Genomic DNA, 25885 nt, shown 5'->3' with positions numbered 1-25885 from the left:
TATCCCCATTTCCGTCTCCGTCTGCGCCGCCGCGACGAACGGAGGGCCCGCGCCGCGATGACCCTTCGCCTAGGAGCTTGTCTGGATAGTCGCTGTTCAAATCTGGTCGGGTCTGATTCAACATTGGGCGATGAGCAAGTATTTTCGGCCTTGGAACATCGATCAGACGCTGCTTCTGCCGCCGAATGTGCAGGACTTCGTGCCGAAAGGCCATGTCTCGCGGTTTATGGTTGATCTGGTGCGGGAGAGCCTCGATCTCAGGGAGATCATGGGCAGCTATGTGAGCGGGCTTGGGCAGCCGCCGTTTGATCCGCGGATGATGGTGGCGCTGCTGCTGCATAGCTATGCGAGTGGGCTGTATTCGTCGCGTCGGATTGCCAAGGCCTGCCGGGAGCGGAACGATTTTGTGATGATCGTGGCGCTGGATGCGCCGGATTTTCGGACGATCAGCGACTTTCGCAAGCGACATTTGAAGGCGCTCGGCGCGCTATTCGTGCAGGTTCTGAAGTTGTGCGAGACGGCCGGGCTGGTCAAGCTCGGTCATGTCGCGCTGGATGGTACGAAGATCAAGGCGAACGCGTCGAAACACAAGGCGATGAGTTATGAGCGCATGAAGAAGCGCGAGGCGGAATTGAAGGCCGAGGTCGCTCGCATGCTGGCGGCCGCCGAGGCGGCGGATGCCTCGGAGGATGAGACTTTCGGCAACAGCGACGAACTGCCGGACTGGACCGTCGACAAGCAGAAACGGCTGGCGAAGATCCAGCAAGCGATGGCGGCGCTGGAAGCGGACGCCAAACTGGCGGCGGAGGAAGAGCGCCGCATCGAGGCCGAAAAGGAACAGCAGCGCCAGGCCGAAGGCCGCAAGAAGCCGGGCAAACCGGCGGCGCTGCCATCGGAGGAACCCAATCCCAAGGCGCAACGCAACTTCACCGATCCGGAAAGCCGCATCATGAAGTCGAAGGATGGCTTCGTTCAGGCCTATAATGCCCAGGCGGCCGTCGATGCACATGCCCAGATCATTGTCGCGCAAGAACTGACCCAGCACGGCAGCGATCAGGGCCAGTTGGTGCCCCTGATCGAGGCCATCGAGAGCAATCTTGGCCGCAAGCCGCGGCAGGCCTCAGCGGATTCCGGCTACTGCAGCGAAGCCAATCTCGAAGCGCTCGACACACGCAGCATCGATGGCTATGTCGCGCCCGGACGCGCCAAGCACCCGACAGTAGCGAACGGAAAAGTCGGCGGCCCGCTGACACAGGCCATGCGAAAGAAGATCGACGATGGCGGCTTCGAAACACCCTACCGATTGCGAAAGCAAGTGGTGGAGCCGGTGTTCGGGCAGATCAAACAGGCAAGAGGCTTCCGCCAGTTCCTGTTGCGGGGCATCGAGAAAGTGCGCGCCGAGTGGACAATGATCTGCACCGTCCATAACCTCCTCAAGCTGTTCAACCTCGCAAACGCAGCCTGAGCCTGCTACTCTACAACAAATGCCCGTCACGAAAACATATCTGGACGGGCTCCTAGAGCATTTTCCGACCGGAATGAATCGGGTGGGGATTCCCAAAACGGCGCGAGTCAGATTCAAGCTGCATGCTGGCGAGGGAGGCCAGCATGTATGGCCAGGGCGCTTTCGGTTGATCTTCGTCAAAGGGTGATAGCCGCGATTGACGGTGGCATGTCCTGTCGACAGGCTGCTGAGCGCTTTGGTGTCAGCGCGGCCAGTGCGATCCGCTGGCGCGGTCGCCTCAAGGAAGTTGGCGACATCGTTCCTAAACGCCAGGGCGGTGACCGCAAATCGCAGCGCATCGAAGCGCATTCGCAATTGATTCTGGAGGCAGTGACAGCGAAGCCGGATATCACGCTCGCCGAGTTGCGAGAACTGTTGAAACGTCGTGGAATATCGACTGGCATCGCGTCGCTCTGGCGTTTTTTCCAGCGCAGAAAGATCACACTTAAAAAAAGACAGCGCACGCCGCCGAGCAACGGCGCGGCGATATAAATGCCGCGCGTGAGGAGTGGCTCGAAGGGCAAATCGATCTTGACCCTGAGCGTCTCGTCTTCATCGACGAAACCAGCGCCAACACCAAAATGGCGCGGCTTTACGGCCGCTCGCCACGCGGCGAGCGATGTCGTGCAGCTATCCCACACGGACATTGGAAGACGACGACATTCACCGCTGGATTGCGCTCCGACGGTCTGATCGCGCCGCTTGTTCTGGACGGTCCAATGGATGGCGACGCTTTCCTGGCCTACGTCGAGCAATTGCTCGCCCCATCGCTGCGGCCGGGCGATACCGTTATCATGGACAACTTGCCCGCTCACAAGGTCCATGGCGTTCGAGAGGCCATCCGGGCGGTCGGAGCAAGCCTGCTCTATCTTCCGCCCTACAGTCCAGACTTCAACCCGATCGAAATGGCCTTCTCTAAACTGAAAGCCCTGTTGCGGGCCGCCGCAGCGCGCACCATGCCCGATCTCTGGCAAGCAATCGCCAACGCTCTCAAGCGCTTCTCACCCGAGGAATGCCAAAATTATCTCGTCGCGGCTGGTTACGACGCAACGTGATCGGAAAATGCTCTAGCTCACATACACCAGCCGATAGACATACGACTTCGCCCCCTTGCGGCTCACCCAGTCGCCTTCCGGCGGGTGGTCGACCTGGTCGGCCGGCAGCACGTTCCAGGGACGGCCGGTGCAGGACTGGCTTTCCGGGTCCCAGGTGACCCAGCCCCAATCCGGCCGGTGCTCGATCCAGAGATCCTGATCCTGGCGCTGGTAGCCGACGGTTCCATCGGGGCGGGTCTTGCGGACGAAGACGTAGACGAGGTCGTCACTTTGCCGGCGCAGCTCAAATCTCTCCCGGTTTTGCGCATCCGCCATGAGTTCCTCGTTTGTAGACTCGCGTTATGTTATAATATAACAGTCTCTCCATGGCGCATGCACATACCCACGATCACGACCACCCCCATCCGCACGCCCACAGTCACGGCCCGGCGGGGCATCCGGCCCAGACGGCGCACTGGTCGATCCTGCGCATGACCGTGCCGGCGCGGCTGGCCGCGGCGCTCGCGGTCTCGGCCTGCCTGTGGGGCGTCGTCTGGCTGGCGATGAGGTGAGCATGGGCGCGCTTGTCACATTCCGCGACGTTACCCTTGGCTATGACCGCCACCCGGCGGTGCATCACCTCAACGGCGCCGTCGAGGCGGGCGCGCTGCTTGCCGTGATCGGCCCGAACGGCGCCGGCAAGTCGACGCTGCTGCGCGGCATCGCCGGCGTGCTCAAGCCGCTGTCGGGCGTGATCGATCTCGACGGGCTCGACCATCGCGACATCGCCTATCTGCCGCAGTCCGCCGACATCGACCGCACCTTCCCGATCTCGGTGTTCGACTTCGTCGGCACCGGGCTGTGGCGCTCGACCGGCTTCTTCGGCGGCATCGGCAAGGGCGCGCGCGACAAGATCCTGGCGGCGCTCGCCGCCGTCGGCCTCAACGGTTTTGAGAACCGCCCGATCGGCACGCTGTCGGGGGGCCAGATGCAGCGCATGCTGTTCGCGCGCGTGCTGCTGCAGGATGCCCGGTTGATCGTGCTCGACGAGCCGTTCAACGCCATCGATGCCAAGACGTCAGCCGATTTGCTGGCGCTGGTGAAGCGCTGGAACGGCGAGGGGCGCACGGTGCTGGCGGCGCTGCACGACCTCGACATGGTGCGCAACAATTTCCCGGAGACGCTGCTCCTGGCGCGCGGCCCGGTGGAATGGGGCCCGACCGCAGAGGCGCTGACGGCGGACAATCTGATGGTCGCGATGCGGATGTGCGAGGCGTTCGACGACTCTGCCGGCGCCTGCGCCGCCGATCCGCGCTCGCGGGCTGCCTGACGCCGATGCTGTCTGACGCACTGATCACACCCTTCACCGAATTCGAGTTCATGCGCCGCGCGCTCGCGGCGGTGATCGCGCTGTCGCTCGGCGGCGCGCCGATCGGCGTGTTCCTGATGCTGCGGCGGATGAGCCTGGTCGGCGACGCCATGGCGCATGCGATCCTGCCGGGGGCGGCAATCGGCTTCCTGTTGTCCGGGCTCAACCTGTTCGCGATGACGACCGGCGGCCTGATCGCGGGCTTCACCGTGGCGCTGCTCGCGGGCCTCGTCGCCCGCACCACCGAACTGAAGGAGGACGCTTCGCTCGCGACCTTCTATCTGGTCTCGCTCGCGCTCGGCGTCACCATCGTCTCCATCAAGGGCACCAATATCGACCTCTTGCACGTGCTGTTCGGCAACATCCTCGCGATGGACGACCAGACGCTGCTGGTGATCGCGTTCAATGCCACGCTCACGCTGCTGGTGCTCGCGGTGATCTATCGCCCGCTGGTGATCGAATGCGTCGATCCAGTGTTCCTGCGCACTGTGAGCCGGGCCGGCGCGCCGGCGCATCTCGCCTTCCTCGCGCTGGTCGTGGTCAACCTCGTCAACGGCTTCCATGCGCTCGGCACGCTGCTCGGCGTCGGGCTGATGATCCTGCCGGCGGGCATCGCGCGGTTCTGGTCGCGCGACATCACCACGATGATCTGCATCGCGGTCGCGAGCGCGATTGTGTCCGGCTATGCCGGGCTGGTGCTGTCGTACCAGACCCGCATTCCCTCCGGCCCGGCGATCATCCTGGTCGCCGCCGGGCTCTATCTGGTGTCGCTGCTGTTCGGCAATGTCAGTGGTTTGGTGCGGCAGCTGTTCCCCGGCCGCCATCTCGAGGCGTGAGTGCGATGCGGAGTTTGCTTGGGTTGATCTGTCTGGCGCTGATGGTAGCGAGCGGTCCGGCGCACGCCGCGGAAAGCATCAACGTGGTGGCGAGCTTCTCGATCCTTGCCGATATGGTGCGGAATGTCGGCGGCGATCGGGTCGATGTCACGGCGCTGGTCGGGCCCGACGGCGACGCCCATGTCTATGCGCCGACGCCGTCGGACGCCAAGACAGTCGCTTCTGCGCGGCTGCTTGTCGTCAATGGGTTCGGCTTCGAGGGCTGGATGCCGCGGCTGTTGCAGGCCTCCGGCAGCAAGGCGCCGATCGTGGTGGCGACGACGGGGATCACGCCGCGCCAGCGTGGCGGCCATGAGGATCCGCATGCCTGGCAATCGGTCGTCAATGCAAAAATCTATGTCGGCAACATCCGCGAGGCGCTGGTCGCCGCGTCCCCCAGCGATGCCGCGACCTTCAAGGCCAACGCCGAGGCCTATCTGGCGAAGCTCGACGCGCTGGACCGCGAGGTGCGGGAAGCGGTGGCGAAAATACCGCAAGGCCGGCGCAAGGTGATCTCGACCCACGGCGCTTTCGGCTATTTCGCCGATACCTATGGCGTCGCCTTCATCGCCCCGCTCGGGGTCTCCACCGATTCCGAGCCCAGCGCACGCGATATCGCGGCCATCATTTCCCAGATCAGAGCTGAAAAAATTCCAGCAGTTTTTCTCGAAAACATCAGCGATCCGCGCCTGATCGAGCGGATCGCGGCCGAGACCGGGACCAGGGTCGGCGGCACCCTGTATTCGGACAGTTTGACCGGCGAAAAGGGCCAAGTCCCCACTTACATTGATATGGTCAGGCACAATATAAAGGCCCTGACCAGCGCGCTCGCCGACTAGGGGCAGGGGCCTCCCTGCCGGGGATTGAGCGCGGACCCAAGTTCCCGGAGTTGTTATGGCTGAAGCTTCGCAAAAAATTCCTGTGACCGTGCTGACGGGCTATCTCGGCGCCGGCAAGACCACCTTGCTCAACCGCATCCTGTCGGAAAACCACGGCAAGAAATACGCCGTCATCGTCAACGAATTCGGCGAGATCGGCATCGACAACGACCTCATCATCGGCGCCGATGAGGAAGTGTTCGAGATGAACAACGGCTGCGTCTGCTGCACGGTGCGCGGCGACCTCGTACGCATCATGGACGGCTTGATGAAGCGCAAGGGCAAGTTCGACGCCATCATCGTCGAGACCACCGGCCTTGCCGATCCGGCGCCGGTCGCCCAGACCTTCTTCGTCGACGAGGACGTGCAGAAGAACGCCCGGCTCGATGCTGTCGTGACCGTCGCCGATGCCAAATGGCTGAGCGACCGTCTGAAGGACGCGCCGGAAGCCAAGAACCAGATCGCGTTCGCCGACGTCATCGTGCTGAACAAGACTGACCTCGTCTCCAAGCCCGAGCTTGCCGAGGTCGAGGCCCGCATCCGCGGCATCAATCCGTATGCCAAGCTGCATCGCACTGAGCGCTGCCAGGTCGGAATCGCCGACGTGCTGGAGCGCGGCGCGTTCGACCTCGACCGCATCCTGGAGATCGAGCCCGATTTCCTCGAGGCCGGCGACGACCACGATCATCATCATCACGACCATGATCACCACCATCATCATGATCACGGCCATGGCCATGGGCTGAAGCACTATCACGACGAGGACATGCAATCGCTGTCGCTGCGCTCGGAGAAGCCGCTCGACGCGACCAAGTTCATGCCCTGGCTGCAGCAGCTCGTCGCCACCGAGGGCCAGAAGATCCTGCGCTCGAAGGGCATCCTCGCCTTCACCGGCGATGACGACCGCTACGTGTTCCAGGGCGTTCACATGATGCTGGAGGGCGACCACCAGCGGAAATGGAAGGACGGCGAGAAGCGCGAGAGCCGCGTCGTGTTCATCGGTCGCGAACTGCCGGAGCAGGCGATCCGCGACGGCTTCGAGCAGTGCATCACCACGTGATGAAAGAGTTCGATCCGGGCGAGGCCCCTTCTTCCATCGTTTCGATCACCGACCGCGTCAAGCCGCTTGCGCTCGGCGCGTCGGTCGGCTCGGTGCATTTCCTCGGCGACCGCGCGTTCTTCGTCGGCGCCGAGGAGAGCGTCGCGATCGCGACCGCCGACGGCGAGTTCACGCGGACGGAGACGCATTTCGGTGCCATCCTGTGCGCGGCCTCCGACGGCAAGCGGATTGTCACCGGCGGTGACGACGGCAAGCTGATCGCGATCGACGCCAAGGGCGAGACCTCGACCATCGCGACCGACGCCAAGCGGCGCTGGATCGACAATGTCGCGCTGCATGGCGACGGCACCGTGGCGTGGTCGGCGGGCAAGACCGCGTTCGTCCAGGGCGCCAAGGGCGAGGCCAAAACCTTCGAGGTGCCGTCGACCGTCGGCGGGCTGGCGTTTGCGCCGAAGGGCCTGCGGCTTGCGATCGCGCATTACAACGGCGTGACACTGTGGTTTCCCAACATGGCGGCCAATCCGGAATTCCTGGAATGGGCCGGCTCGCATCTCGCCGTCATGTTCAGCCCGGACAACAAATTCCTCGTCACCGCGATGCACGAGCCGGCGATGCATGGCTGGCGGCTCGCCGACAACAGGCACATGCGGATGAGCGGCTATCCCGGCCGGGTGCGCTCGATGTCATGGAGCGCCGGCGGCAAGGGGCTCGCGACCTCGGGCGCCGACACCGTGATCGTCTGGCCGTTCACCAGCAAGGACGGGCCGATGGGCAAGGAGCCGGCGATGCTGGCGCCGATGCCGGCGCGGGTCGCGGTGGTCGCCTGCCATCCGAAGAACGACGTCATGGCGGTCGGCTATGCCGACGGCACCGTGCTGATGGTCCGGCTCGAAGACGGCGCCGAGATCCTGGTGCGGCGGAACGCCGGCACTGCGGTGTCTGCGCTCGGATGGAATGCCAAGGGCACGCTGCTCGCCTTCGGCACGGAAGATGGTGACGCGGGCATCCTGGAAATGTAAGAGATCGCGGCATCCGAAGCGCTAGGCCGGGGTAGCGTCATGCGGTTTCTCACGACATTCCAGCTCGCCGACTTCATCGACACGCTGGTCAGCCTGACGACCGCCTTCGTGCTCGGCACGCTGATCGGCGCCGAGCGGCAGTACCGGCAGCGTACTGCGGGGCTGCGCACCAACGTGCTGGTCGCGGTCGGCGCGGCCGCCTTCGTCGATCTCGCGATGCATCTGGCCGGTGCCGACGGCGCGGTGCGGGTGATCGCCTATGTGGTGTCGGGGATCGGCTTCCTCGGCGCCGGCGTCATCATGAAGCAGGGCATGGACGTGCGCGGCCTCAACACCGCGGCGACGCTGTGGGCCTCGGCCGCGGTCGGCTCCTGCGCCGGCGCGGATCTGGTGGCGCAGGCGGCGGCGCTGACCGTGTTCGTGATCGCCGGCAACACGCTGCTGCGGCCGCTGGTCAACGCCATCAACCGCATCCCGCTGAACGAGAAGGCCTCGGAGGCGACCTACTACTTCAAACTCGCGGTCACTCCCGAGGCGCTGCCCGACATGCGCGATCGCGTGGTCGAAAAGCTCGAGGCGAACTATCCGGTCGCCGACGTCAATGTGGTCGAGGCCGGCGACGACTTCCTGGAAATCGTGGCGACGCTGGTCTCCACCGCGGTCGACCCCAATGAGCTGAACGCCGTGGTGGTCGACCTGCAGCATCAGCCCGGCGTGCGGCACGCGACCTGGGAGATCAGCACCACGGATTGACGCTGGGTTCCGCAGCCGGACACTTCGGAACCATGCTGTGGCGGAATCGTTGACCTCGCTGACAATGCAGGTGAACGAGATGGCTGCGGATCGGACCAGGCTGCGGAACGACATGCTGATCGCCTCCACGCTGGTGGTGGCGGGCGTCGCGATCGCGGTGCTGTCGCTGCACGCTATCAACGCGGCCCCGCCGCAGGAGATGGCGCAGGCGACCCAGCCGCTGCAGACCACGCCGTCGCCCGAGCCGCAGCAGACCGCGCCGCCGGCCGAATCGAAGCCGGGCGGCGAGCGGCCGACCACGCCGGCGCCGCAGCCGGCCCGTCCCGACGCCGACGCGCAGAAGGCCGGCGCCAGGCCGGCATTGCCGCCGGCACCCGCCGAGAAGACTGCGCCGCCGATCGAGAAGAAATAGGCGCTGCCGGTCAGCGCATTGTGACGCGCATTTGACGAACGCTGCCGCTTATACGGTCTCGCCGCCGGCGCCCGCCATAATCTGCCGTCTCGCCAACGACAGATCGGGGCCTTTCATGAAGATCGAGGACGTCCGCCGCACCGCCTATTCGATGCCGCTCACCAACCCGTCGTTCCCGCCGGGGCCGTACCGGTTCTTCGACCGCGAATATTTCATCATCACCTACAAGACCGACCCGGAAGCGCTCGCGGCCGTGGTGCCGGAGCCGCTCGAGGTCGCCGAGCCGGTGGTGAAATATGAATTCATCCGCATGCCCGACTCGACCGGCTTCGGCGACTACACCGAGACCGGGCAGGTGATCCCGGTCCGCTTCAAGGGCGAACTCGGGGCCTATACCCACGCGATGTATCTCGACGACGAGGCCCCGATCGCGGGCGGCCGCGAGCTGTGGGGATTTCCGAAGAAGCTGGCGCGGCCCAAGATCGAGATCGAAAGCGATGTCCTCGTCGGCTCGCTGCATTACGGCTCGGTGCTCTGCGCCTCCGCCACCATGGGCTACAAGCACCGCAAGGTCGACCACGACACCGTGCTGAATGCGATGAAGGCGCCGAACTTCATCCTGAAGATCATCCCGCATGTCGACGGCACCCCGCGGATCTGCGAGCTGGTGCGCTTTCATCTCGACGATGTCGTGCTGAAGGAAGCCTGGACCGGTCCCGCCGCGCTCGGCCTGTTTCCGCACGCGCTGTGCGACGTCGCCCGCCTGCCGGTGCGCGAGGTGGTCTCGGCGCTGCATTACAAGGCGGACCTGACGCTCGGCCTCGGCTCGGTGGCATTCGACTACATGGCGAAGTGAGCGGCGGCTGACAGCAAAATGCCCGGCGCGAGGCCGGGCATTCGTTCTCAAGGCGTGGTGGTCGATCACCGCACCAGGATATTCCGGAACTGCCAGGGATCGCTCGTGTCGATATCTTCCGGAAACAGTCCCGGACGATCCGTCAGCGGGGTCCAGTCGGTGTAGAATCCCTTCACCGGGCCGAGATACGGCAGCTGGATTTCCAGCAGACGATCGAAATCCATCTCGTCAGCTTCGACGATGCCTTGGTTCGGGTTTTCCAGCGCCCACACCATGCCGCCGAGCACGGCCGAGGTCACCTGCAGGCCGGTGGCGTTCTGATAGGGCGCGAGTTTGCGGGTCTCTTCGATCGAGAGCTGCGAGCCGTACCAGTAGGCATTGTTGTCATGGCCGAACAGCAGCACGCCGAGTTCGTCGATGCCGTCGACGATTTCGTTCTCATCGAGGATGTGGTGCTTTTCCTGCATCTTCGCTGCGCGGCCGAACATTTCATGCAGCGACAGCACGGCATCGTCAGCCGGGTGATAGGCATAGTGGCAGGTCGGCCGGTAGATCGCCTTGCCCGATGCGTCACGCACCGTGAAGTAATCGGCGATCGAGATCGACTCGTTGTGCGTGACGAGGAAGCCATACTGCGCGCCGCGGGTCGGGCACCAGGTCCGCACGCGTGTGTTGGCGCCGGGCTGCATCAGATAAATCGCTGCGCCGCAGCCGGCTTCGTGGGTACGCGCATTCTCGGGCATCCATTTTTCATGGGTGCCCCAACCGAGTTCGGACGGCTGCACGCCTTCCGACAGGAAACCTTCCACCGACCAGGTGTTGACGAAGACATCAGGCTCTTTCGGCAACTTGGCGCGCTGGGTGTCGCGTTCGGCGATGTGGATGCCCTTGATACCAGCCTGCCGCATCAGGTCCGCCCATTCGGCTTTGGTCTTCGGCTTGGGGGCATTGAGCTTCAGATCAGCGGCGACATTGAGCAGCGCCTGCTTGACGAAAAAGGAGACCATGCCGGGGTTGGCGCCACAGCAGGAGACGGCTGTCGTCGAGCCCGCGGGGCGCGCCTTCTTGGCGGCCAGCGTCACTTCGCGAAGCGCGTAGTTGGAGCGCGCTTCCGGGCCCTTCGACGAATCGAAATAGAAGCCGAGCCAGGGCTCGTTGACGGTGTCGATATAAAGAGCGCCAAGTTCGTTGCAGAGCTCCATGATGTCGGTGGAGCCGGTGTCGACCGAGAGATTGACGCAAAAACCCTGGCCGCCGCCTTCGGTGAGCAGCGGGGTCAGCAGTTCGCGATAATTGTCCCTGGTCACGGCCTTCTGGATGAACCGTACATTGTGCTGCTCGCAATGTGCCTTGCGGCCCTCGTCCTTCGGATCGATCACGGTGACGCGCGACTTGTCGTAGTCGAGGTGCCGCTCGATCAGCGGCAACGTGCCTTTGCCGATGGAGCCGAAGCCGACCATCACGATGGGGCCGGTGATCTTCGCGTAGATCTGCGAGGAGGGACTCATCATTTTCTCCAGGAGAGTGCCTAGCGGCGGGTAGAGTGGATCAGGGGTTGCGACGCTTCGCGGTGACTTCGATCTCGACCTTCATCTCGGGCTTGTAGAGCCCCGCGACGATCAGCAGTGTCGCCGCCGGGCGAATGTCGCCGAGAACCTCGCCGCAGACCGCGAAATGGGCGTCCGCGTCATTGACGTCGGTGAGGTAGTAGGTCGCGCGGACGATGTCGGCCATCGCGAAGCCGCCCTCCCTGAGGGCAGCTTCGATGGTCTTGAAGCAGTTCCGTGACTGGCTCGTGACATCTTCGGGCATGGTCATGGTGCTGTAGTCGTAGCCGGTGGTTCCGGCGACGAAGGCGAAGTCGCCGTCGATCACGGCACGGCTGTAGCCGGCGGTCTTCTCGAACGGAGAGCCGGTGGAAATCAGGCGGCGGGACATGTCGGACCTCAGCTGAAAATGGCTTTGCGGGGGGGGTACGGGCATTTTTGCCGCCCGCGCAACCCCCGGATTCTGACCTGGTATTCTGACTTGAGATTCTGACTTGGGTTTTGGCCCTGCGGCCGGCGCTAGTGCGACTGCTGCGTGGTGTCCGGCGGGGACGGCGGCGTGCCGGTCCAGCGCCGGATCAGGATGTCCCTGACGATCATGACCGAGATCAGGATCAGCATGACAGTGGTGACCAGGCCGCGCCAACGCGGGCGCGCGCCATCGGTTGCGGGAATGTGCTCCGACATGGCGGCCCGCCTTACGCCGCGTGCGGCACGGCGAGCGGTGCCTTCCGGGTCCGGGATGCCTTCACTTTAGGCACAGCGCCGGTCGGCGTGATCATGCCCCAGGCGCCATCCAGCGCTCCCTCGACAAGCTCGAGACCGAGCAGCCGGTCGCGCTCGAAAGCACCAGGCAGCGACAGCTCGCCGGTCTTGCCGGCAGAGAAGCCGAAACGGGCGTAGTAGGGCGCGTCGCCGAGCAGGATCACCGCGCCATGGCCACGCGTCTTGGCCACGGCCAGCGCACGCTGCATGAGCGCGGCGCCGACGCCGAGGCCGCGGCAGTCATCGTCGACTGCCAGCGGCCCCAGCATCAGCGCGCTGCGGCCCCCCGCGCTGACGTGCCACAACCGCACGGTTCCAACCAACCGGCCGTCCTGGCGCACGGCCGCAAGGCTCAGGCCTTCGGCGGGCGCGCGTCCGTCGCGCAGGCGCTGGCAAATGCGGGCATGGCGATTTTCGCCAAAGCAGGCATCCAGCAGCGCCTCACGCGCGACGACGTCCGAGGCTCGCTCCGCACGGATCGCGAACGGAGCGGCTTGTCGGATGAGGGCAACGGGGGTGTTCCGTTTTGCAGTCATGGCACGTCGGTCCCCGCTTGCAACGGCGTGTCGTACGCCGCGGCAAGCGTCGTTCAGAAAATCAAAAATGATCGGGAAGGAGCCGGCGGGGCCGGCTCCCGGTTTATCAGGCCTCGAACAGGAGGCGGGTCAGATGTGGTAGGTCTTCAGCGGCGGAATGCCGTTGAACGCCACCGACGAGTAGGTCGACGTATAGGCGCCGGTGCCTTCGATCAGCAGCTTGTCGCCGATCTCGAGCGTCACCGGGAGCGGATACGGCAGCTTCTCGTACAGCACGTCGGCGCTGTCGCAGGTCGGGCCCGCGAGCACGCACGGCGTCATGTCCGCCCCGTCATGCGGGGTGCGGATGGCGTAGCGGATCGACTCGTCCATCGTCTCGGCGAGACCGCCGAACTTGCCGATGTCGAGATAGACCCAGCGCACCTCGTCCTCGTCGCTCTTCTTCGAGATCAGAACGACTTCGGTCTCGATGATGCCCGCGTTGCCGACCATGCCACGGCCCGGCTCGATGATCGTCTCCGGGATCTGGTTGCCGAAATGCTTGCGCAGCGCGCGGAAGATCGACCGGCCATACTGCAGGACCGGCGGAACGTCCTTGAGATACTTGGTCGGGAAACCACCGCCCATGTTGACCATGGTGAGGTTGATCCCGCGCTCGGCGCAGTCACGGAACACGGTCGAGGCCATCGCGAGCGCGCGGTCCCACGCCTTCACCTTGCGCTGCTGCGAGCCGACATGGAACGAGATGCCGCACGGCTCCAGCCCCAGGCGCTTGGCGAGGTCGAGCACGTCGACCGCCATCTCCGGGTCGCAGCCGAACTTGCGCGACAGCGGCCACTCGGCGCCGGCGCAATCATAGAGGATGCGGCAGAACACCTTGGCGCCGGGAGCGGCGCGGGAGATCTTCTCGACCTCGGCGGCGCAGTCGACCGCGAACAAGCGAATGCCGAGCGCGAAGGCACGCGCGATGTCGCGCTCCTTCTTGATCGTGTTGCCATAGGAGATGCGGTCCGGCGTCGCGCCGGCGGCCAGCGCCATTTCGATCTCCGCGACGGTCGCGGTGTCGAAGCAGGAGCCGAGCGAGGCGAGCAGCGACAGCACTTCGGGCGCCGGGTTGGCCTTCACCGCGTAGAACACGCGGCTGTCCGGCAGCACCTTCGCGAAGGTCTGGTAATTGTCGCGCACGACGTCGAGGTCGACGACGAGGCACGGCTCGGTGTCGAGACCTTCGCTGCGGCGGTGACGCAGGAATTCCTGGATACGTTCGGTCATGGCACTCTCCAACGGCCCCAGCGACGGGATCCGCATCAACGTGACGTCGGATAGGAGTGCTCTGGCCACATTGCGCGATGGAGGCGCAACGAAGCCAAAAGACTCAAACCAGACTGTGCTGCCGTGGATTGGTTGGGAGAGTTTCCCGCCCGCTCACCTGGCAATGAAGGACAAGCCTTTTCAGTAGCCCGCGCCGGCTTTGGACTGCCGGTAGAGACCAAAAAAGCCCGATCCGTCGTTGCTTTAAGTCGCGTCCCCCGTTGAGAGCGGGGTGCGCCGGTTCGCCTCCGGCTGCCAGTCACGGTTGCAAAGAGTGGTGAGACCTTCAACGGCATCCCTGGAGAGGGAGGCTGGCCGCCTCGTGTCCTGATGGACGTAAGCGACCCTCGGTTCTTCCACCCCTTGGCGGCTGTCCGGCCTCTTGTCCGGATACCTACCGACTGACACACGACCACAGGCACGTGCGAAATTGGGCAAGGCAGGAAATAAATCTTTTGAATTCGGGGTGCAAGATTTTTTTTGCGGTAGCGACAAATTTCCCTAACGCGTGCTTGCGATCTCGCGCGCAGCACACGGTCGGGGCGGTGAAGATGAACGGCTGTTAAGAATGACTAACGAAGCGTGTGGCGTTTTAGCCCTGTGCCGCAGCGCTTTCTTGAATCGCAGCGGTCAGGCGCGACGCGTGAACGGCTCGACGCGCTGCGCCGCGCGGATGAAGGCGATCATGATCAGGACGCCGATGCCGAACAGCACGGCCTGCAGGATGCGCGCGCCGACATCACTGAGCCCAAGCAGGATCGCGAGCGCCCAGCCGCCGGCGAACGCCGCGCCGAACACTTCCGCGCCGATCAGGATCGCCGCCGAGATCACGGTGATGACGCTCGGCCAGGCGATGGTGCGGTTGCCTGAGGTGGAGGGCTGCATGGTCATGGAATAGGTCCTGTTCAGGGGGCGCAATCTCTCCGAAAAGTGCCCATCTTTCAAGCGCAAAAGGCCCAAAAATGCCGTATCGCGTGATATAGATTGGGCCGCATTTTCAAGGCGAAAGACGGGACATTCGATGTCAGAAACCAGCGCAGAAGCCGAGGTCCAGAATTTGGCCAACCCCCTCCTGAAGGCATGGCAGACGCCGCTCGAGACGCCGCCCTTCGCCGAGATCAAGCCGGAGCATTTCCTCCCCGCCTTCGAGCAGGCCTTCGCCGACCATTCGGCTGAAGTGGCTGCGATCACCCATGATCCGGCGTTGCCCGACTTCGACAACACCATCACGGCGCTGGAGCGCTCCGGCAAGCTGCTGTCGAAGGTCTCGGCGGTGTTCTACGATCTGGTCTCGGCCCATTCGAGCCCGGCGATCCTCGAGATCGACAAGGAGGTGTCGCCCCGGATGGCGCGGCACTGGAATCCAATCATGATGAACGCTGTGCTGTTTGGCCGCATCGCCATGCTGCACGAGAAGCGCGCCTCGCTCGGCCTGACCGGCGAGCAGATGCGGCTGCTGGAGCGCACCTATACCCGCTTCCACCGCTCCGGCGCCGGGCTCGACGACGCGGCCAAGGCCCGCATGGCCGAGATCAACGAGCGGCTCGCCCATCTCGGGACCTCGTTCAGCCATCATCTGCTCGGCGACGAGCAGGAGTGGTCCATGGAGCTCGGCGAGGACGACCGCGCCGGCCTCTCCGACACATTCGTGGCGGCCGCCAAGGCCGCGGCGGAACAGCGCGGCATGCCCGGCAAGGCGATCGTGACGCTGTCGCGCTCCTCGGTCGAGCCCTTCCTGCAGAGCTCCGGCAGGCGCGACCTGCGCGAGAAGGTCTACAAGGCCTTCACAGCCCGCGGCGACAATGGCAACGCCAACGACAACAATGCGACCATCGTCGAGATCCTCGCGCTGCGCGAGGAGACCGCGAAGATCCTGGGCTTCCCGACCTACGCAGCCTATCGCCTCGAGGATTCCATGGCCAAGACGCCGGAGGCGGTGCGTGGCCTGCTGGAGCGGGTCTGGAAGCCGGCGCGGGCGCGGGCGCTCGCCGACCGCGACGCGTTGCAGGCGCTGATCACTGAAGAGGGCGGCAATTTCACCCTGGCGTCCTGGGACTGGCGCTACTACGCCGAGAAGCTGCGCCAGCGCCGCGCCAATTTCGACGATTCCGCGATCAAGCCCTATCTGGTGCTCGACCACATGATCGAGGCCGCCTTCGACTGCGCCACCCGCCTGTTCGGCGTCACCTTCGAGGAGCGCAAGGACGTGCCGGTCTGGCACCCGGACGTCCGGGTCTGGGAGGTCAAGGGCCGCGACGGCAAGCACAAGGCGCTGTTCTACGGCGACTACTTCGCGCGGCCCTCGAAGCGCTCCGGCGCCTGGATGACCTCGCTGCGCGACCAGCAGAAGCTCGACGGCGCCGTCGCGCCGCTCGTCATCAATGTCTGCAACTTCGCCAAGGGCGCCGACGGCGCGCCGTCGCTGCTGTCGCCCGATGACGCGCGGACCCTGTTCCACGAGTTCGGCCATGGCCTGCACGGCATGCTCTCCGACGTGACCTATCCGTCGCTGTCGGGGACATCGGTGTTCACCGACTTCGTCGAACTGCCCTCGCAGCTCTACGAGCACTGGCAGGAGCGGCCCGAGGTGCTGCAGCGTTTCGCCCGCCACTACCAGACCGGGGAGGCGCTGCCGGACGACCTGCTCAAGCGCTTCCTCGCCGCGCGCAAGTTCAACCAGGGTTTTGCCACCGTGGAGTTCGTCTCCTCGGCGCTGGTCGACCTCGAATTCCACACCCAGCCGGCGGCGGCGAGCCGCGATATCAGGGCCTTCGAGCAGAAGGAGCTGGAGAAAATCGGCATGCCCGCCGAGATCTCGCTGCGGCACCGGCCGACCCAGTTCGGCCACATCTTCTCCGGCGACCATTATGCCTCCGGCTATTACAGCTACATGTGGTCGGAGGTGATGGACGCCGACGCTTTCGGCGCCTTCGAGGAGGCCGGCGACATCTTCGATCCCGCGACCGCCAAGCGGCTGCATGACGACATCTATTCGTCGGGCGGCTCGCGCGATCCGGAGGAGGCCTATGTCGCCTTCCGCGGCCGCGAGCCCGAGCCGGACGCGCTGCTGCGCCGTCGCGGCCTGCTTGAAACGCCCGAGGCGGCCTGAAGGTGCGGCCCGCCTTCAGCCGCCTGATCGCCTGGCTGGTGCTTGCGGTATCTGTCGTGCTCGGCGCGGCGGCCGCAGAGGCCCATCCGCATGTCTGGATCACCGCCCGGAGCGAGCTGATCTACGCGCCCGACGGCACCATCACCGGGGTCCGCCACGCCTGGACTTTCGACGATATGTTCTCGACCTACGCGCTGCAGGGCATCGAGACCAAGGTGAAAGGCGCCTACAGCCGTGAGGAGCTGGTGCCGCTGGCGCAGACCAACGTCGAATCGCTGAAGGAATACGCCTACTTCACCTTCGCCAAGGGCGACGGCAAGAAGCAGAAGTTCACCGAGCCGGTCGACTACTATCTCGAATACAAGGATTCGGCGCTGACGCTGCACTTCACTCTGCCGGTGAAGACGCCGTTCAAGGCCAGGCAGCTCTCGCTCGAAGTGTTCGACCCGACCTACTTCATCGACTTCCAGTTCGCCGAGAAGGAGCCGGTCAAGCTGGTCGGCGCCGCGGCGGACTGCAAGCTGCAGTTCGAGCGGCCGAATGACGGCACCGCCGCCGCGGCGAAGCTCGGCGAGCAGAACTTCCTCGACGGCAACGTTGCGGGCGGTGATGCGTCCGTCCGCGGTCTCGGCGATGAAGCCGTCGCTGTCGCCACTGCGCAGCCGTGTCACCGCGACGCCGCAGCGGATCGGCGGCGCGACGAAGGCGGCGTAAGCCTCGATGAAGTCGACGATCGCGCTCGTCGGCGAGAAGCCGTCGGGATCGCTATGCGGAAACGCAAACTCCGGCAGCCGCACCGACCAGTTCGGAAACTGGAACATCAATCCGTCCCAGCGTTCGCTGCGCCAGCGCTCGGCGATGCGCCGACGCTCCAGCACCAGATGCGCGATGCCGCGCTGCTTCAGCCGGTGGCTCATGGTGAGCCCGGCCTGGCCGCCGCCGAGAACCAGCGTATCGATCGTCTCGTCAGGCACTGCGCGTCCCCTTGCGGCGGGCGGCGGGCTCCGCCGCGGCGCGGATGATCCAGCGCCGGAACGCGGCGAAATCGCGCTGCTCGGCATGGAAGCCGCGATAGACCAGATACCAGCGCATCCCCTTCGGCACGCTGAGCGCGAACGGCGCCACCAGCCGGCCGGCGGCGAGATCGTCATCGATATAGGGCCGGATCCCCATCGCGATGCCGAGCCCGTCGACCGCGGCCTGCAGCGCCTGGCCGTAGAACTGGAATTCCGGCCCGCGCGCATTCACCCGCGGCACGCCGGCGGCCTTCAGCCAGGACGGCCAGTCGTCGGGCGAATGCGCGACGCGGATCAGGCTCGGCCCCTTGAGGTCGGCGGGGCGCTTCAAGCTGTTGGCGAGCCGCGCGGTGCACACCGGCATCAGGTCGGCGGCGAACAGCGGCTCGGCGACGAGGCCCGGCCACTGGCCGTCGCCGAGCTGGATGCCGCAGCTCCAGTCGTCGCCGAACGGCGCCGCCATGCCGCCGGTGGTGATCCGCACCTCGATGTCGGGCTCTTCTTTGCGGAATTCGGCGAGGTGCGGGATCATCCACTTCATCGCGAATGTCGGGCCGACCCCGACGGTCAGCACGCGCGCGCTCGCCGATGCCGTGACCTGCGCGGTGAGGCTCGCCAGCGCGTCGAAGATCGGCGTCAGCCCGCCTTGATAGGCGCGGCCGGCCGGTGTGGTGACCAGGCGGTTCGCCTTGCGCTCGAACAGCGCGGCGCCGAGTCGTTCTTCCAGGAGATGCACCATCCGGCTGATCGCAGCCGCCGAGACGTTGAGCTCGTGGCCTGCGGCCGCGAAGCTGCCGGTCCGCGCCGCGGCTTCGAACGCCTTGATGCCGTTGAGAAAGAGCAGCCGCCGCATGAACCCTCAGGAAAACTGATGCAAGGGCAAGATAACTCAGTTTGCGGGAGTTGGCCAAGCGCGGCAGAAAGATTGGCGGAGATACAGCATGAGCCCCCTCCTGATCGCAGCACTCGGTGCCCTCATGGTTGCGACGGCGTTTCTGTCGGGACTGTTCGGCATGGCCGGCGGGCTGATCCTGATCGGCGTGCTGCTGGCGATCCTGCCGCTGCCGTCGGCGATGGTGCTGCATGCGATCACCCAGATGGCTTCCAACGGCTGGCGCGCCTTGCTGTGGCGGCGGCACATCCGCTGGCGGCCGGTCGCGGTCTACCTGATCGGCTGCGCGCTGGCGCTTGGGCTGTGGTCGATCACCCGCTACGTGCCGGACAAGCCGGTCGCGCTGCTCCTGCTCGGCGTCACGCCGTTCCTGGCGCGGCTGGTGCCGAAGGGCATCAAGCCGAATCCGGACAGCCTCTGGCAGGGCACCTTCTACGGCTCGGTCTGCATGGGGTTGATGCTGATGACCGGCGTCTCGGGTCCTTTGATGGACACCTTCTTCCTCGGCGGCAATTTCGGCCGGCGCGAGACGGTGGCGACCAAAGCGACCTGCCAGGTCGCGAGCCATTTCACCAAGCTGATCTACTTCGGCGGCATCATCGACCAGGCGGCGTCGCTCGATCCCGTGCTGGCGCTGGTTGCGGTCGCGGCATCGATGCTCGGCACCTCGCTGGCGCGGCGGATCCTGGAGGCGATGAGCGATCAGCAGTTTCGCACCTGGGCCAACCGCCTGATCACGACGGTGGCGAGCTACTACATCCTTTACGGCGGGTGGCTGATGTTCGCGGGCAATAGCGCCGTCGCGCAGTAGCAACGGGAGACGTCCGATGACCGAGACCACCGATGCCCTGGTGCTCGACCTCGTCGAGTGGGTCGCGCGCGAGCCGCGGCGCTATGCCGAGGTGCTCGAGGTCTGGCGCACCTCGTGTCCGCGGCTGACGATCTGGGAAGACGCCGTCGACCGCGGCTATGTCGCGCGCCGTCCCTCGGTCGAGGGCATGCGGGTGATGGTGACCGAAAGCGGCGAGACGTTTCTGCGCGCGCATGGACGGATGCATTGAGCGGATGCATTAAGAGGTGCGCGGCCTATCCGCGAACTCGCTTCACCTCTCCCGCTTGCGGGGGAGGTCGCATCGCATCGAAGATGCGATGCGGGTGGGGGCTCTCTCCACGAAGCGACTCGCGGTGATACCCCCACCCCGACCCTCCCCCGCAAGCGCAGGGCTGTCCGGGGAATGATTCACTGTGTCGCGGTGCATGCTCGGCAAAACCGAGGCAAATCGGTCTTTTCTGGTTGTCGAGACACAGAAGGCCGAGCATGCGATTTCGCGATAGCATTTTTAGTAGGCTGCTTGAACCGATCAATCGGCGGCAGTTTCAGACGGCTGTGGATCGTCTGGACGGGGATGCCTACGACAAGTCGTTCAAGAGCTGGGATCACCTGGTAGCGCTGATCTATGCGCAGTTGAGCGGGAACAACAGCCTGCGCGCCGTGGTGACCGGCTTCAACGCCAATCCTCAGCATCACTATCATCTGGGCACCGGCAGGTTGTCCCGCTCGACGCGGTCGGATGCCAATACCCGCCGCCCGTCCAGCATTTTTGCGCAAACCTTTGCACGATTGTCGGCGATGGCAAGCCGGCAGTTGCGGGGCGAAGGCAAGGAGATGGTGCGCCTGATCGACGCCAGTCCGATCCCGCTTGGCAAAGTTTGCACCTGGGCGGTGTGGAACGGCCGCATCCGCGGCATGAAGCTGCACGTGGTCTACGATCCCAAGGGCGATATCCCGAAGTGCGTCGAGGTGACGGCTGCCAACGTCAACGATATCGAGATCGGTCGCCAGACTCCGATCCAGGCCGGCACAACCTACGTGTTCGACAAGGGATATTGCCGTTTCGACTGGTGGCAGAAGATCAATGATAGCAAGGCTTTCTTCGTGACCCGGCCGAAGACGAGCATCCGGCTACGCGCGGTCAGGCATCGCACCATCCGCAACAGCAAGGGGGACGGCTTCAGGATCATCGTCGACGACGAGGTGAAGCTCACCAGTAAGGGCGACTCGCGTTTGCCGATACCGCTGCGGCGCATCAAGGTCAGGCGGGAGAACGGCGGCGTGATCACGCTTCTCACCAACGATACGACCCGAACGGCCGTCGAGATCGCCGCCCTCTACAAGAGCCGGTGGCAGATCGAACTGCTGTTCCGCTGGATCAAGCAGCACCTCGACATCCGCAAGTTCCTCGGCACCAACGACAATGCAATCCGCCTGCAAGTGCTTGCTGCGATGATTGCCTACCTACTGTTGCGCATTGCCGCGCGGACCAACTGCATCAAAATGCTGCCGCTCAGGCTCGCCGAACTCGTCAGCCAGTTCCTGTTCACCCGGCGAGCCTTCGCCAGCATCGACAAGCCTCCGCCAATCAACCCTAGCCGCCGCAAATGCAGAACGCCCCTCAACCAGATGGAACTCTGCTATGGTTGAATTTCCCCGGACAGCCCTGCCGCAAGCGGGAGAGGGAGGGTAATCCCGTTGCGGCACTAGCGCGCCGGCTCGGCGAGCCTCGGCCGGATGATCTCGACCATGCGGTCGGCCGACGTGCCCGGCGGGAAGAAGCCGAGATAATTGCCGGCGCGGTCCATCAGATAGATGTAGGCGGTGTGGTCGACGGTGTAGTCGCCGTCCTTCAACGGCACCCTGGCGTAGTAGACCTTGTAGGCGTCGGCCATCTGGCGGATCGCCTCACTGCTGCCGGTGAGGCCGATCAGCCGCGGATGAAACAGCGGCACATATTCTGCCAGATGCGCGGCGGTGTCCCGCTCGGGATCGACCGTGATGAAGATCGGCTGCACCTGATCGCCGTCAGGGCCGAGCTTGTCGAGCACGAGCGCGATCGCCTGCAGATCGGTCGGACAGACGTCGGGGCAATAAGTGAAGCCGAAATAGATCAGCATCAGCTTGCCGCGGAATTCCTTGTCGGTGCGCGCATGCCCGGCCTGATCGGTCAGCGCGAACGGGCCGCCGACCGGCTCCCGATTCCACATCAGGATGTCCATGATCTCGGCAGCCGAGCGCGTCGATTGCCCCAGTGCATCGCCGGCGAGTGCTGATGCCAGCGTCAGCCACAGGCCGGCGCCGGCGCACGCGATGACGCGCAGGATGTTTCGGCTCATATGCCGAAGGAGAGGCGGCTGCCGGTGGTGGTGACCAGCACCCTGTCGCCCATTTGCGCGGTCGCCTCCTGCACGAAGTTGAGCCCGGAGCAATGCATCGGGATCAATACGTCGGGGTCGAGCTTCTTGATCTCGGCGACCACCTCGGTGAGGTAGTCCTTCGGCGCCGGTCCGAGATGGAAGCCGCCGATCGCGTGCACCTTCTGGATGCCCGAGACCTCCTGCGCCTGCTTCACCGAATTGACGATGCCGACATGGCCGCAGGACGAGATCACGACCAGGCCAAAATCCTTCACATTGAAGCAGGTGGCGTGCTCGTAGATGTGCTCGTCGGGCACGATCTTGCCTTCCATCTCGGCCGGCAGATAGTGGCTGGCGTTGCAGCCGAGCCCGTCCTTCATGCTGAACTCGACCCAGGTCTGCGGCAGGATGCGTTCGATGCTGCGGCGGGTGATCTTGCCGGTCGTGAAGGCGTGGCCGGCGATCACGGTCGGGGTCTCGCACAGCACCGTGGTGACGCGCTGCGCGGCGAGCTGGCGGCGGTCCAGCGTGCCGAAATCGGCGAACTGGCCCTTGGTCGGCGTCGCGTTGACGCGGTGGCAGAAATTGTCCTCGCCGCCGGCATAGAGCTTCACATCGGCCGGCAGTCTGTCGCGGAATTTGTCGAGGAAGCCGTTGAGGCCGCCGAAATGGTCGTAGTGACCGTGGCTCACGATCAGTGCGTCGAGCTTGGCGGGATCGACGCCGACCAGCTCCATGTTGTTGAGCAGAACCTCGGGCGTGTAGCCATAGTCCAGCATCAGCGTGCGCTGGCTGCCCGCGGCCTCCGATTCCAGCCACAGCGACAGGCCCCATTCATTGTGCAGCGATTTGCGGAAGTCGGCGCCGCGTGCCGCCGGCGCGATCGAGACGCCGTGCGCCTGTTTGGGACGCAGGAACAAGTCGAAGCTGGAATCGACGAGGACGCGGATCGACAGCTTGTCGACGGTCGGCACCTGGATCGGCGCCGCGCTCGCGATCTCGACGCAGGAGAATGCGCCCGCGGCTGCGGCGCCGGCGATCGCCGCCGAACCCTTCAGGAAGTCACGTCGTGCCAAATCCCGTGTCATTGCAATGCCCCGTGTTCTGAAAATTCATCAGCGCGAACCGAGGCGGAGCCTAGGAGCAATCGGGGCGCGGCTCAATCGGGCACTTGCGTTGTCTGCAGATCACATTCGCGCGCGGTGCAATGCGCGCGCCATTGACTTGGGTGCGGCTTTGCGGGCAAATCCATGCAATCGCATCTTTCTCATCAGATGCACGATATCAGCAATCTCTGGAAACGCAGGATCGCCCCATGATCGACCTCCATTACTGGTCCACGCCGAACGGTCACAAGATAACGATGTTCCTCGAAGAGACCGGATTGGAGTACAGGATTTTCCCGGTCAACATCGGCAAGGGCGATCAGTTCAAACCGGACTTCCTGCAAGTCGCGCCGAACAACCGCATCCCCGCGATCCTTGATCACGCACCGAAGGGCGGCGGCAAACCGATCTCCCTGTTCGAGTCCGGCGCGATCCTGCTCTATCTCGCCGAGAAGACCGGAAAATTTCTGCCTGCGGATCTCTACGGCCGCTATGACGCGATCCAGTGGACGTTCTGGCAGATGGGCGGGCTGGGGCCGATGGCCGGGCAGAACCATCACTTCCGCAACTATGCGGTCGAGAAGCTGCCTTACGCGATCGACCGCTATGTCAACGAGACCAACCGGCTCTACGGCGTGCTCAACAAGCGGCTTGCAGACCGCGAATTCATCGCCGGCGACTACTCGATCGCCGACATGGCGAGCTATCCCTGGGTGGTGCCCTACAAGAATCAGGGCCAGGAGATCGAGAACTTCCCGCATCTGAAGCGCTGGCTGGAGACGATCGGCAAGCGTCCCGCGACCGAGCGCGCCTATGCCAAGGCGAAGGAGGTCAACCCGAATTTCGGCCAGCCCGCGATCCGCACCGAGGAAGAGCGCAAGCTGCTGTTCGGGCAGACCGCGGCGGTGGTGCGGTAGGACACACTCTATCCCTCGTCATGGCCGGGCTTGTCCCGGCCATCCACGTCTTGGGGCATGCGCGGGAGGACATGGATGCCCGGGCCATAGGCGAGCGGAAGCGACGCCGTCCTTCGGACGGCTGTGCCCGGGCATGACGAGTTGATAAAGCGCGCCTCACGCCCCGACATACTTCGCCGGCCGCCGCTCCTTCCACGCCGCCAGTCCCTCGGCAAGATCACGACCCGGCACCAGCGTCGCGAATTGCTCGCTCTCGATCAGCAGGCCCTCGGCAATCGGCATGTTGAGCCCGCGCGTCACCGCGGTGATGGTGCTGGCAACGGCACCGGGTGAATGCCTGATGATGCGGCCGGCGAGCTCGCGCGCTGCGATCAGCAATTGATCGTGCGGCACGATCTGGTTCACGAGTCCGATCTCGCGTGCGTGCTCCGGCGAGAACGGATCGCCCGCCAGCAGCAACTCCAGTCCGCGCTTGCGTCCCGCCAGCCGCGGCAGCCGCTGCGTGCCGCCGAAGGTCGGGGGCATGCCGAGCTTGATCTCGGGTTTTGCAAATAGCGCGCGATCGCTGGCGATGGCGAGATGCACGGCTTCCGTGATCTCGCAGCCGCCGCCGAAGGCGAGCCCGTTGACCGCGGCGATCACAGGCTTCCTGAACGCCTCCAGCCGCGCGGTCATCGTCTGTCCGCGGCGGACGAAGTCGCGTACCGCGACGGCCGCCCCCTGTTTGACGCTACCGGAGAATTCGTGGATGTCGGCGCCCGCCGAGAAGGCGCGCTCGCCGGCGCCGGTCAGGATCACGGCGCGCACCGCGGCATCGCCCTCGATGCGGTCGAGCGCCGCCATCCGCTGATCGATCAGCGCGTAGTTCAGCGCGTTGAGCTGCGCGGGACGGTTCAGGGTGATCAGTGCGATCCAGTCTTGGGGCTCGAGCAGGATGGGTTCGGGCATAGGCAGTCTCCGGCATTGCTGTCGCGGCGCCGAATGTAGGGTCAACCGCGATTTGTGTATATTCACTGGTTAGTATACATACGGGCCATGCCCAGACCCTCCGAGCTCACCCGCGCGCGCATCGTCCAGGCGGCAAGCGCGCTGTTCTACAATGAAGGCATCCGCCGCGTCAGCGTCGACGAGGTCGCCGCCAAGGCCGGCCTCACCAAGCGCACGCTGTATTATCACTTCAAGAGCAAGGACGACCTGGTCGCCGCCTATCTCGCCGCGCGCGACCAGCCCAACCTCGCGCTGTTCCGGACATGGTTCGCCGAGGCCGAAGGCGGCCTGCCGGCGAAAGTAGAGGCGATCTTCAAGAAGCTCGCGCGCTCGGCGCGGCATCCGAAGTGGAAGGGCTGCGGCTTCCTGCGCACCTCGGCCGAGCTCGCCAACCTGCCCGGGCATCCCGCGATCAGGATCGGCGCCGCGCACAAGAAGAAGTTCGAGGACTGGCTGCGCGCGACCTTCGCGGAACAGGGGATTGCCGATCCGCCAAAACTGGCGCGGCAGATCCTGTTGCTGCTGGATGGATCGTTCGCGGTGGTGCTGCTGCATCGCGACGCCAGCTACATGGAGACCGCCGGCGAGGCCGCGCGCACGCTGATCGAGACGGCGTTGGCGAAGCCGGGGCGTAAACGAGGCTAGGCGTGTACCATAAAGGCCCGTCCGGTGCGCTCTGAAAAGGCGACATAGAATCCGGTCTGAGTGAACGTCGGCATTGGGCCAAACTCGGAAGTGGCACCGGTA

28 protein-coding genes and 1 pseudogene are annotated in these 25885 nt (G+C 64.8%); 18 read left to right on the top strand and 11 right to left on the bottom strand.

Annotation, left to right across the window (positions count from 1 at the left end):
- Positions 1–130: 130 nt before the first annotated feature.
- A complete protein-coding gene (locus tag HAP54_RS04785) occupies positions 131–1465 on the top strand; it encodes an IS1182 family transposase (RefSeq protein WP_166202952.1) in 1335 nt (444 codons plus the stop codon).
- 147 nt (positions 1466–1612) lie between these two features.
- Positions 1613–2559, top strand: a protein-coding gene (locus HAP54_RS04780; protein ID WP_166293914.1) for an IS630 family transposase whose coding sequence is annotated in 2 segments (ribosomal slippage) — positions 1613–1952 and positions 1952–2559 — 948 coding nt in all. Because the reading frame shifts where the segments join, the coding sequence is not laid out codon by codon here.
- Between the two features lie 12 nt (positions 2560–2571).
- Here HAP54_RS04780 and HAP54_RS04775 read toward each other — a convergent pair.
- The gene (locus tag HAP54_RS04775) at positions 2572–2874 is read right to left on the bottom strand and encodes a hypothetical protein (protein WP_166298931.1); all 303 of its coding nucleotides are present in this window, start codon (positions 2872–2874) and stop codon (positions 2572–2574) included.
- Positions 2875–2924: 50 nt separating this feature from the next.
- Here HAP54_RS04775 and HAP54_RS04770 point away from each other — a divergent pair, with 50 nt between their 5' ends.
- The 9 genes from HAP54_RS04770 (at position 2925) to HAP54_RS04730 (ending at position 9760) form a co-directional block, all read left to right on the top strand.
- Positions 2925–3110, top strand: coding sequence for a hypothetical protein (locus HAP54_RS04770; protein WP_166298930.1), 186 nt, complete (start codon positions 2925–2927; stop codon positions 3108–3110).
- Positions 3111–3112: 2 nt separating this feature from the next.
- The gene (locus HAP54_RS04765; RefSeq protein ID WP_166298929.1) at positions 3113–3868 is read left to right on the top strand and encodes a metal ABC transporter ATP-binding protein; all 756 of its coding nucleotides are present in this window, start codon (positions 3113–3115) and stop codon (positions 3866–3868) included.
- Positions 3869–3873: 5 nt separating this feature from the next.
- Positions 3874–4743, top strand: a complete 870-nt coding sequence (locus HAP54_RS04760; RefSeq protein ID WP_166298928.1) for a metal ABC transporter permease — start codon at positions 3874–3876, stop codon at positions 4741–4743.
- 5 nt (positions 4744–4748) lie between these two features.
- Positions 4749–5621, top strand: coding sequence for a metal ABC transporter substrate-binding protein (locus tag HAP54_RS04755; RefSeq protein ID WP_166298927.1), 873 nt, complete (start codon positions 4749–4751; stop codon positions 5619–5621).
- 55 nt (positions 5622–5676) lie between these two features.
- A complete protein-coding gene (locus tag HAP54_RS04750; protein WP_175619364.1) occupies positions 5677–6720 on the top strand; it encodes a CobW family GTP-binding protein in 1044 nt (347 codons plus the stop codon).
- The gene (locus tag HAP54_RS04745) at positions 6720–7739 is read left to right on the top strand and encodes a WD40 repeat domain-containing protein (RefSeq protein ID WP_166298925.1); all 1020 of its coding nucleotides are present in this window, start codon (positions 6720–6722) and stop codon (positions 7737–7739) included. The genes HAP54_RS04750 and HAP54_RS04745 overlap by 1 nt, the downstream gene beginning before the upstream one ends.
- A gap of 39 nt (positions 7740–7778) precedes the next feature.
- A complete protein-coding gene (locus HAP54_RS04740; protein ID WP_166298924.1) occupies positions 7779–8492 on the top strand; it encodes an MgtC/SapB family protein in 714 nt (237 codons plus the stop codon).
- Positions 8493–8571: 79 nt separating this feature from the next.
- Positions 8572–8904: a hypothetical protein gene (locus tag HAP54_RS04735; RefSeq protein ID WP_166307430.1), complete on the top strand. Its 333-nt coding sequence runs from the start codon at positions 8572–8574 to the stop codon at positions 8902–8904.
- A 115-nt stretch (positions 8905–9019) separates the two neighbouring features.
- A complete protein-coding gene (locus tag HAP54_RS04730) occupies positions 9020–9760 on the top strand; it encodes an acetoacetate decarboxylase (protein ID WP_029077544.1) in 741 nt (246 codons plus the stop codon).
- Positions 9761–9825: 65 nt separating this feature from the next.
- Here HAP54_RS04730 and HAP54_RS04725 read toward each other — a convergent pair whose 3' ends face one another.
- The 6 genes from HAP54_RS04725 to HAP54_RS04700 form a co-directional block, all read right to left on the bottom strand.
- Entirely contained in the window at positions 9826–11268 is a 1443-nt protein-coding gene (locus tag HAP54_RS04725; protein ID WP_175619363.1) for a homospermidine synthase, read from the bottom strand.
- A gap of 40 nt (positions 11269–11308) precedes the next feature.
- Positions 11309–11698 carry a RidA family protein gene (locus HAP54_RS04720; RefSeq protein WP_166298922.1) on the bottom strand — a complete coding sequence of 130 codons (390 nt, stop codon included), beginning with the start codon at positions 11696–11698 and terminating at the stop codon, positions 11309–11311.
- 128 nt (positions 11699–11826) lie between these two features.
- Positions 11827–11994 carry a hypothetical protein gene (locus tag HAP54_RS04715; protein WP_166298921.1) on the bottom strand — a complete coding sequence of 56 codons (168 nt, stop codon included), beginning with the start codon at positions 11992–11994 and terminating at the stop codon, positions 11827–11829.
- A gap of 11 nt (positions 11995–12005) precedes the next feature.
- Entirely contained in the window at positions 12006–12608 is a 603-nt protein-coding gene (locus HAP54_RS04710; protein ID WP_166298920.1) for a GNAT family N-acetyltransferase, read from the bottom strand.
- A gap of 129 nt (positions 12609–12737) precedes the next feature.
- Positions 12738–13880: a type III PLP-dependent enzyme gene (locus HAP54_RS04705; protein WP_029077540.1), complete on the bottom strand. Its 1143-nt coding sequence runs from the start codon at positions 13878–13880 to the stop codon at positions 12738–12740.
- Between the two features lie 669 nt (positions 13881–14549).
- The gene (locus HAP54_RS04700) at positions 14550–14810 is read right to left on the bottom strand and encodes a hypothetical protein (RefSeq protein ID WP_166298919.1); all 261 of its coding nucleotides are present in this window, start codon (positions 14808–14810) and stop codon (positions 14550–14552) included.
- A 130-nt stretch (positions 14811–14940) separates the two neighbouring features.
- Here HAP54_RS04700 and HAP54_RS04695 point away from each other — a divergent pair, with 130 nt between their 5' ends.
- Both HAP54_RS04695 and HAP54_RS04690 read left to right on the top strand, forming a co-directional pair.
- Positions 14941–17028: a M3 family metallopeptidase gene (locus HAP54_RS04695; RefSeq protein ID WP_166298918.1), complete on the top strand. Its 2088-nt coding sequence runs from the start codon at positions 14941–14943 to the stop codon at positions 17026–17028.
- A gap of 23 nt (positions 17029–17051) precedes the next feature.
- Positions 17052–17621 (top strand): annotated as a pseudogene (locus tag HAP54_RS04690) (DUF1007 family protein); the annotation flags it as partial.
- A gap of 373 nt (positions 17622–17994) precedes the next feature.
- Here HAP54_RS04690 and HAP54_RS04685 read toward each other — a convergent pair.
- A complete protein-coding gene (locus HAP54_RS04685) occupies positions 17995–18897 on the bottom strand; it encodes a LysR substrate-binding domain-containing protein (protein WP_166298917.1) in 903 nt (300 codons plus the stop codon).
- Between the two features lie 88 nt (positions 18898–18985).
- Here HAP54_RS04685 and HAP54_RS04680 point away from each other — a divergent pair, with 88 nt between their 5' ends.
- From HAP54_RS04680 to HAP54_RS04670, 3 genes are all read left to right on the top strand, one after another.
- Positions 18986–19747: a sulfite exporter TauE/SafE family protein gene (locus HAP54_RS04680; RefSeq protein WP_166298916.1), complete on the top strand. Its 762-nt coding sequence runs from the start codon at positions 18986–18988 to the stop codon at positions 19745–19747.
- A 16-nt stretch (positions 19748–19763) separates the two neighbouring features.
- Positions 19764–19997 (top strand): hypothetical protein, encoded by a 234-nt coding sequence (locus tag HAP54_RS04675; RefSeq protein WP_029083480.1) that lies wholly within the window; start codon positions 19764–19766, stop codon positions 19995–19997.
- A gap of 257 nt (positions 19998–20254) precedes the next feature.
- Positions 20255–21418, top strand: coding sequence for an IS4 family transposase (locus HAP54_RS04670; protein ID WP_166298915.1), 1164 nt, complete (start codon positions 20255–20257; stop codon positions 21416–21418).
- Positions 21419–21474: 56 nt separating this feature from the next.
- On the opposite strand, the gene HAP54_RS04665 is transcribed toward HAP54_RS04670, so the two are convergent.
- Positions 21475–22107, bottom strand: a complete 633-nt coding sequence (locus tag HAP54_RS04665; RefSeq protein ID WP_166298914.1) for an SCO family protein — start codon at positions 22105–22107, stop codon at positions 21475–21477.
- On the bottom strand, positions 22104–23216 hold the full coding sequence (locus HAP54_RS04660; RefSeq protein ID WP_166298913.1) for an MBL fold metallo-hydrolase: 1113 nt from the start codon (positions 23214–23216) through the stop codon (positions 22104–22106). Before HAP54_RS04660 ends, HAP54_RS04665 begins: the two co-directional genes overlap by 4 nt.
- 227 nt (positions 23217–23443) lie before the next feature.
- Here HAP54_RS04660 and HAP54_RS04655 point away from each other — a divergent pair, with 227 nt between their 5' ends.
- On the top strand, positions 23444–24151 hold the full coding sequence (locus tag HAP54_RS04655; protein ID WP_166298912.1) for a glutathione binding-like protein: 708 nt from the start codon (positions 23444–23446) through the stop codon (positions 24149–24151).
- A 156-nt stretch (positions 24152–24307) separates the two neighbouring features.
- Here the strand turns inward: HAP54_RS04655 and HAP54_RS04650 are convergent, their stop codons facing one another.
- Complete coding sequence (locus HAP54_RS04650) at positions 24308–25099, bottom strand: crotonase/enoyl-CoA hydratase family protein (RefSeq protein ID WP_166298911.1); 792 nt, start codon at positions 25097–25099, stop codon at positions 24308–24310.
- Positions 25100–25186: 87 nt separating this feature from the next.
- Between HAP54_RS04650 and HAP54_RS04645 the strand changes: the two genes are divergently transcribed.
- Positions 25187–25783: a TetR/AcrR family transcriptional regulator gene (locus HAP54_RS04645; RefSeq protein ID WP_166298910.1), complete on the top strand. Its 597-nt coding sequence runs from the start codon at positions 25187–25189 to the stop codon at positions 25781–25783.
- Positions 25784–25885: the final 102 nt, after the last annotated feature.

Source organism: Bradyrhizobium sp. 2S1, from assembly GCF_011516625.5.
GTDB classification, from domain to species: Bacteria; Pseudomonadota; Alphaproteobacteria; order Rhizobiales; family Xanthobacteraceae; genus Bradyrhizobium; species Bradyrhizobium septentrionale.
This window is presented reverse-complemented; position numbering and strand designations above follow the sequence as displayed.

What these genes read in the sequence shown, in the direction of transcription:
- HAP54_RS04785 (WP_166202952.1), top strand. Translation starts at nt 131, where the DNA reads ATGAGCAAGTATTTTCGGCCTTGGAACATCGATCAGACGCTGCTTCTG.
- HAP54_RS04775 (WP_166298931.1), bottom strand. Translation starts at nt 2,874, where the DNA reads ATGGCGGATGCGCAAAACCGGGAGAGATTTGAGCTGCGCCGGCAAAGT.
- HAP54_RS04770 (WP_166298930.1), top strand. Translation starts at nt 2,925, where the DNA reads ATGGCGCATGCACATACCCACGATCACGACCACCCCCATCCGCACGCC.
- HAP54_RS04765 (WP_166298929.1), top strand. Translation starts at nt 3,113, where the DNA reads ATGGGCGCGCTTGTCACATTCCGCGACGTTACCCTTGGCTATGACCGC.
- HAP54_RS04760 (WP_166298928.1), top strand. Translation starts at nt 3,874, where the DNA reads ATGCTGTCTGACGCACTGATCACACCCTTCACCGAATTCGAGTTCATG.
- HAP54_RS04755 (WP_166298927.1), top strand. Translation starts at nt 4,749, where the DNA reads ATGCGGAGTTTGCTTGGGTTGATCTGTCTGGCGCTGATGGTAGCGAGC.
- HAP54_RS04750 (WP_175619364.1), top strand. Translation starts at nt 5,677, where the DNA reads ATGGCTGAAGCTTCGCAAAAAATTCCTGTGACCGTGCTGACGGGCTAT.
- HAP54_RS04745 (WP_166298925.1), top strand. Translation starts at nt 6,720, where the DNA reads ATGAAAGAGTTCGATCCGGGCGAGGCCCCTTCTTCCATCGTTTCGATC.
- HAP54_RS04740 (WP_166298924.1), top strand. Translation starts at nt 7,779, where the DNA reads ATGCGGTTTCTCACGACATTCCAGCTCGCCGACTTCATCGACACGCTG.
- HAP54_RS04735 (WP_166307430.1), top strand. Translation starts at nt 8,572, where the DNA reads ATGGCTGCGGATCGGACCAGGCTGCGGAACGACATGCTGATCGCCTCC.
- HAP54_RS04730 (WP_029077544.1), top strand. Translation starts at nt 9,020, where the DNA reads ATGAAGATCGAGGACGTCCGCCGCACCGCCTATTCGATGCCGCTCACC.
- HAP54_RS04725 (WP_175619363.1), bottom strand. Translation starts at nt 11,268, where the DNA reads ATGAGTCCCTCCTCGCAGATCTACGCGAAGATCACCGGCCCCATCGTG.
- HAP54_RS04720 (WP_166298922.1), bottom strand. Translation starts at nt 11,698, where the DNA reads ATGTCCCGCCGCCTGATTTCCACCGGCTCTCCGTTCGAGAAGACCGCC.
- HAP54_RS04715 (WP_166298921.1), bottom strand. Translation starts at nt 11,994, where the DNA reads ATGTCGGAGCACATTCCCGCAACCGATGGCGCGCGCCCGCGTTGGCGC.
- HAP54_RS04710 (WP_166298920.1), bottom strand. Translation starts at nt 12,608, where the DNA reads ATGACTGCAAAACGGAACACCCCCGTTGCCCTCATCCGACAAGCCGCT.
- HAP54_RS04705 (WP_029077540.1), bottom strand. Translation starts at nt 13,880, where the DNA reads ATGACCGAACGTATCCAGGAATTCCTGCGTCACCGCCGCAGCGAAGGT.
- HAP54_RS04700 (WP_166298919.1), bottom strand. Translation starts at nt 14,810, where the DNA reads ATGACCATGCAGCCCTCCACCTCAGGCAACCGCACCATCGCCTGGCCG.
- HAP54_RS04695 (WP_166298918.1), top strand. Translation starts at nt 14,941, where the DNA reads ATGTCAGAAACCAGCGCAGAAGCCGAGGTCCAGAATTTGGCCAACCCC.
- HAP54_RS04685 (WP_166298917.1), bottom strand. Translation starts at nt 18,897, where the DNA reads ATGCGGCGGCTGCTCTTTCTCAACGGCATCAAGGCGTTCGAAGCCGCG.
- HAP54_RS04680 (WP_166298916.1), top strand. Translation starts at nt 18,986, where the DNA reads ATGAGCCCCCTCCTGATCGCAGCACTCGGTGCCCTCATGGTTGCGACG.
- HAP54_RS04675 (WP_029083480.1), top strand. Translation starts at nt 19,764, where the DNA reads ATGACCGAGACCACCGATGCCCTGGTGCTCGACCTCGTCGAGTGGGTC.
- HAP54_RS04670 (WP_166298915.1), top strand. Translation starts at nt 20,255, where the DNA reads ATGCGATTTCGCGATAGCATTTTTAGTAGGCTGCTTGAACCGATCAAT.
- HAP54_RS04665 (WP_166298914.1), bottom strand. Translation starts at nt 22,107, where the DNA reads ATGAGCCGAAACATCCTGCGCGTCATCGCGTGCGCCGGCGCCGGCCTG.
- HAP54_RS04660 (WP_166298913.1), bottom strand. Translation starts at nt 23,216, where the DNA reads ATGACACGGGATTTGGCACGACGTGACTTCCTGAAGGGTTCGGCGGCG.
- HAP54_RS04655 (WP_166298912.1), top strand. Translation starts at nt 23,444, where the DNA reads ATGATCGACCTCCATTACTGGTCCACGCCGAACGGTCACAAGATAACG.
- HAP54_RS04650 (WP_166298911.1), bottom strand. Translation starts at nt 25,099, where the DNA reads ATGCCCGAACCCATCCTGCTCGAGCCCCAAGACTGGATCGCACTGATC.
- HAP54_RS04645 (WP_166298910.1), top strand. Translation starts at nt 25,187, where the DNA reads ATGCCCAGACCCTCCGAGCTCACCCGCGCGCGCATCGTCCAGGCGGCA.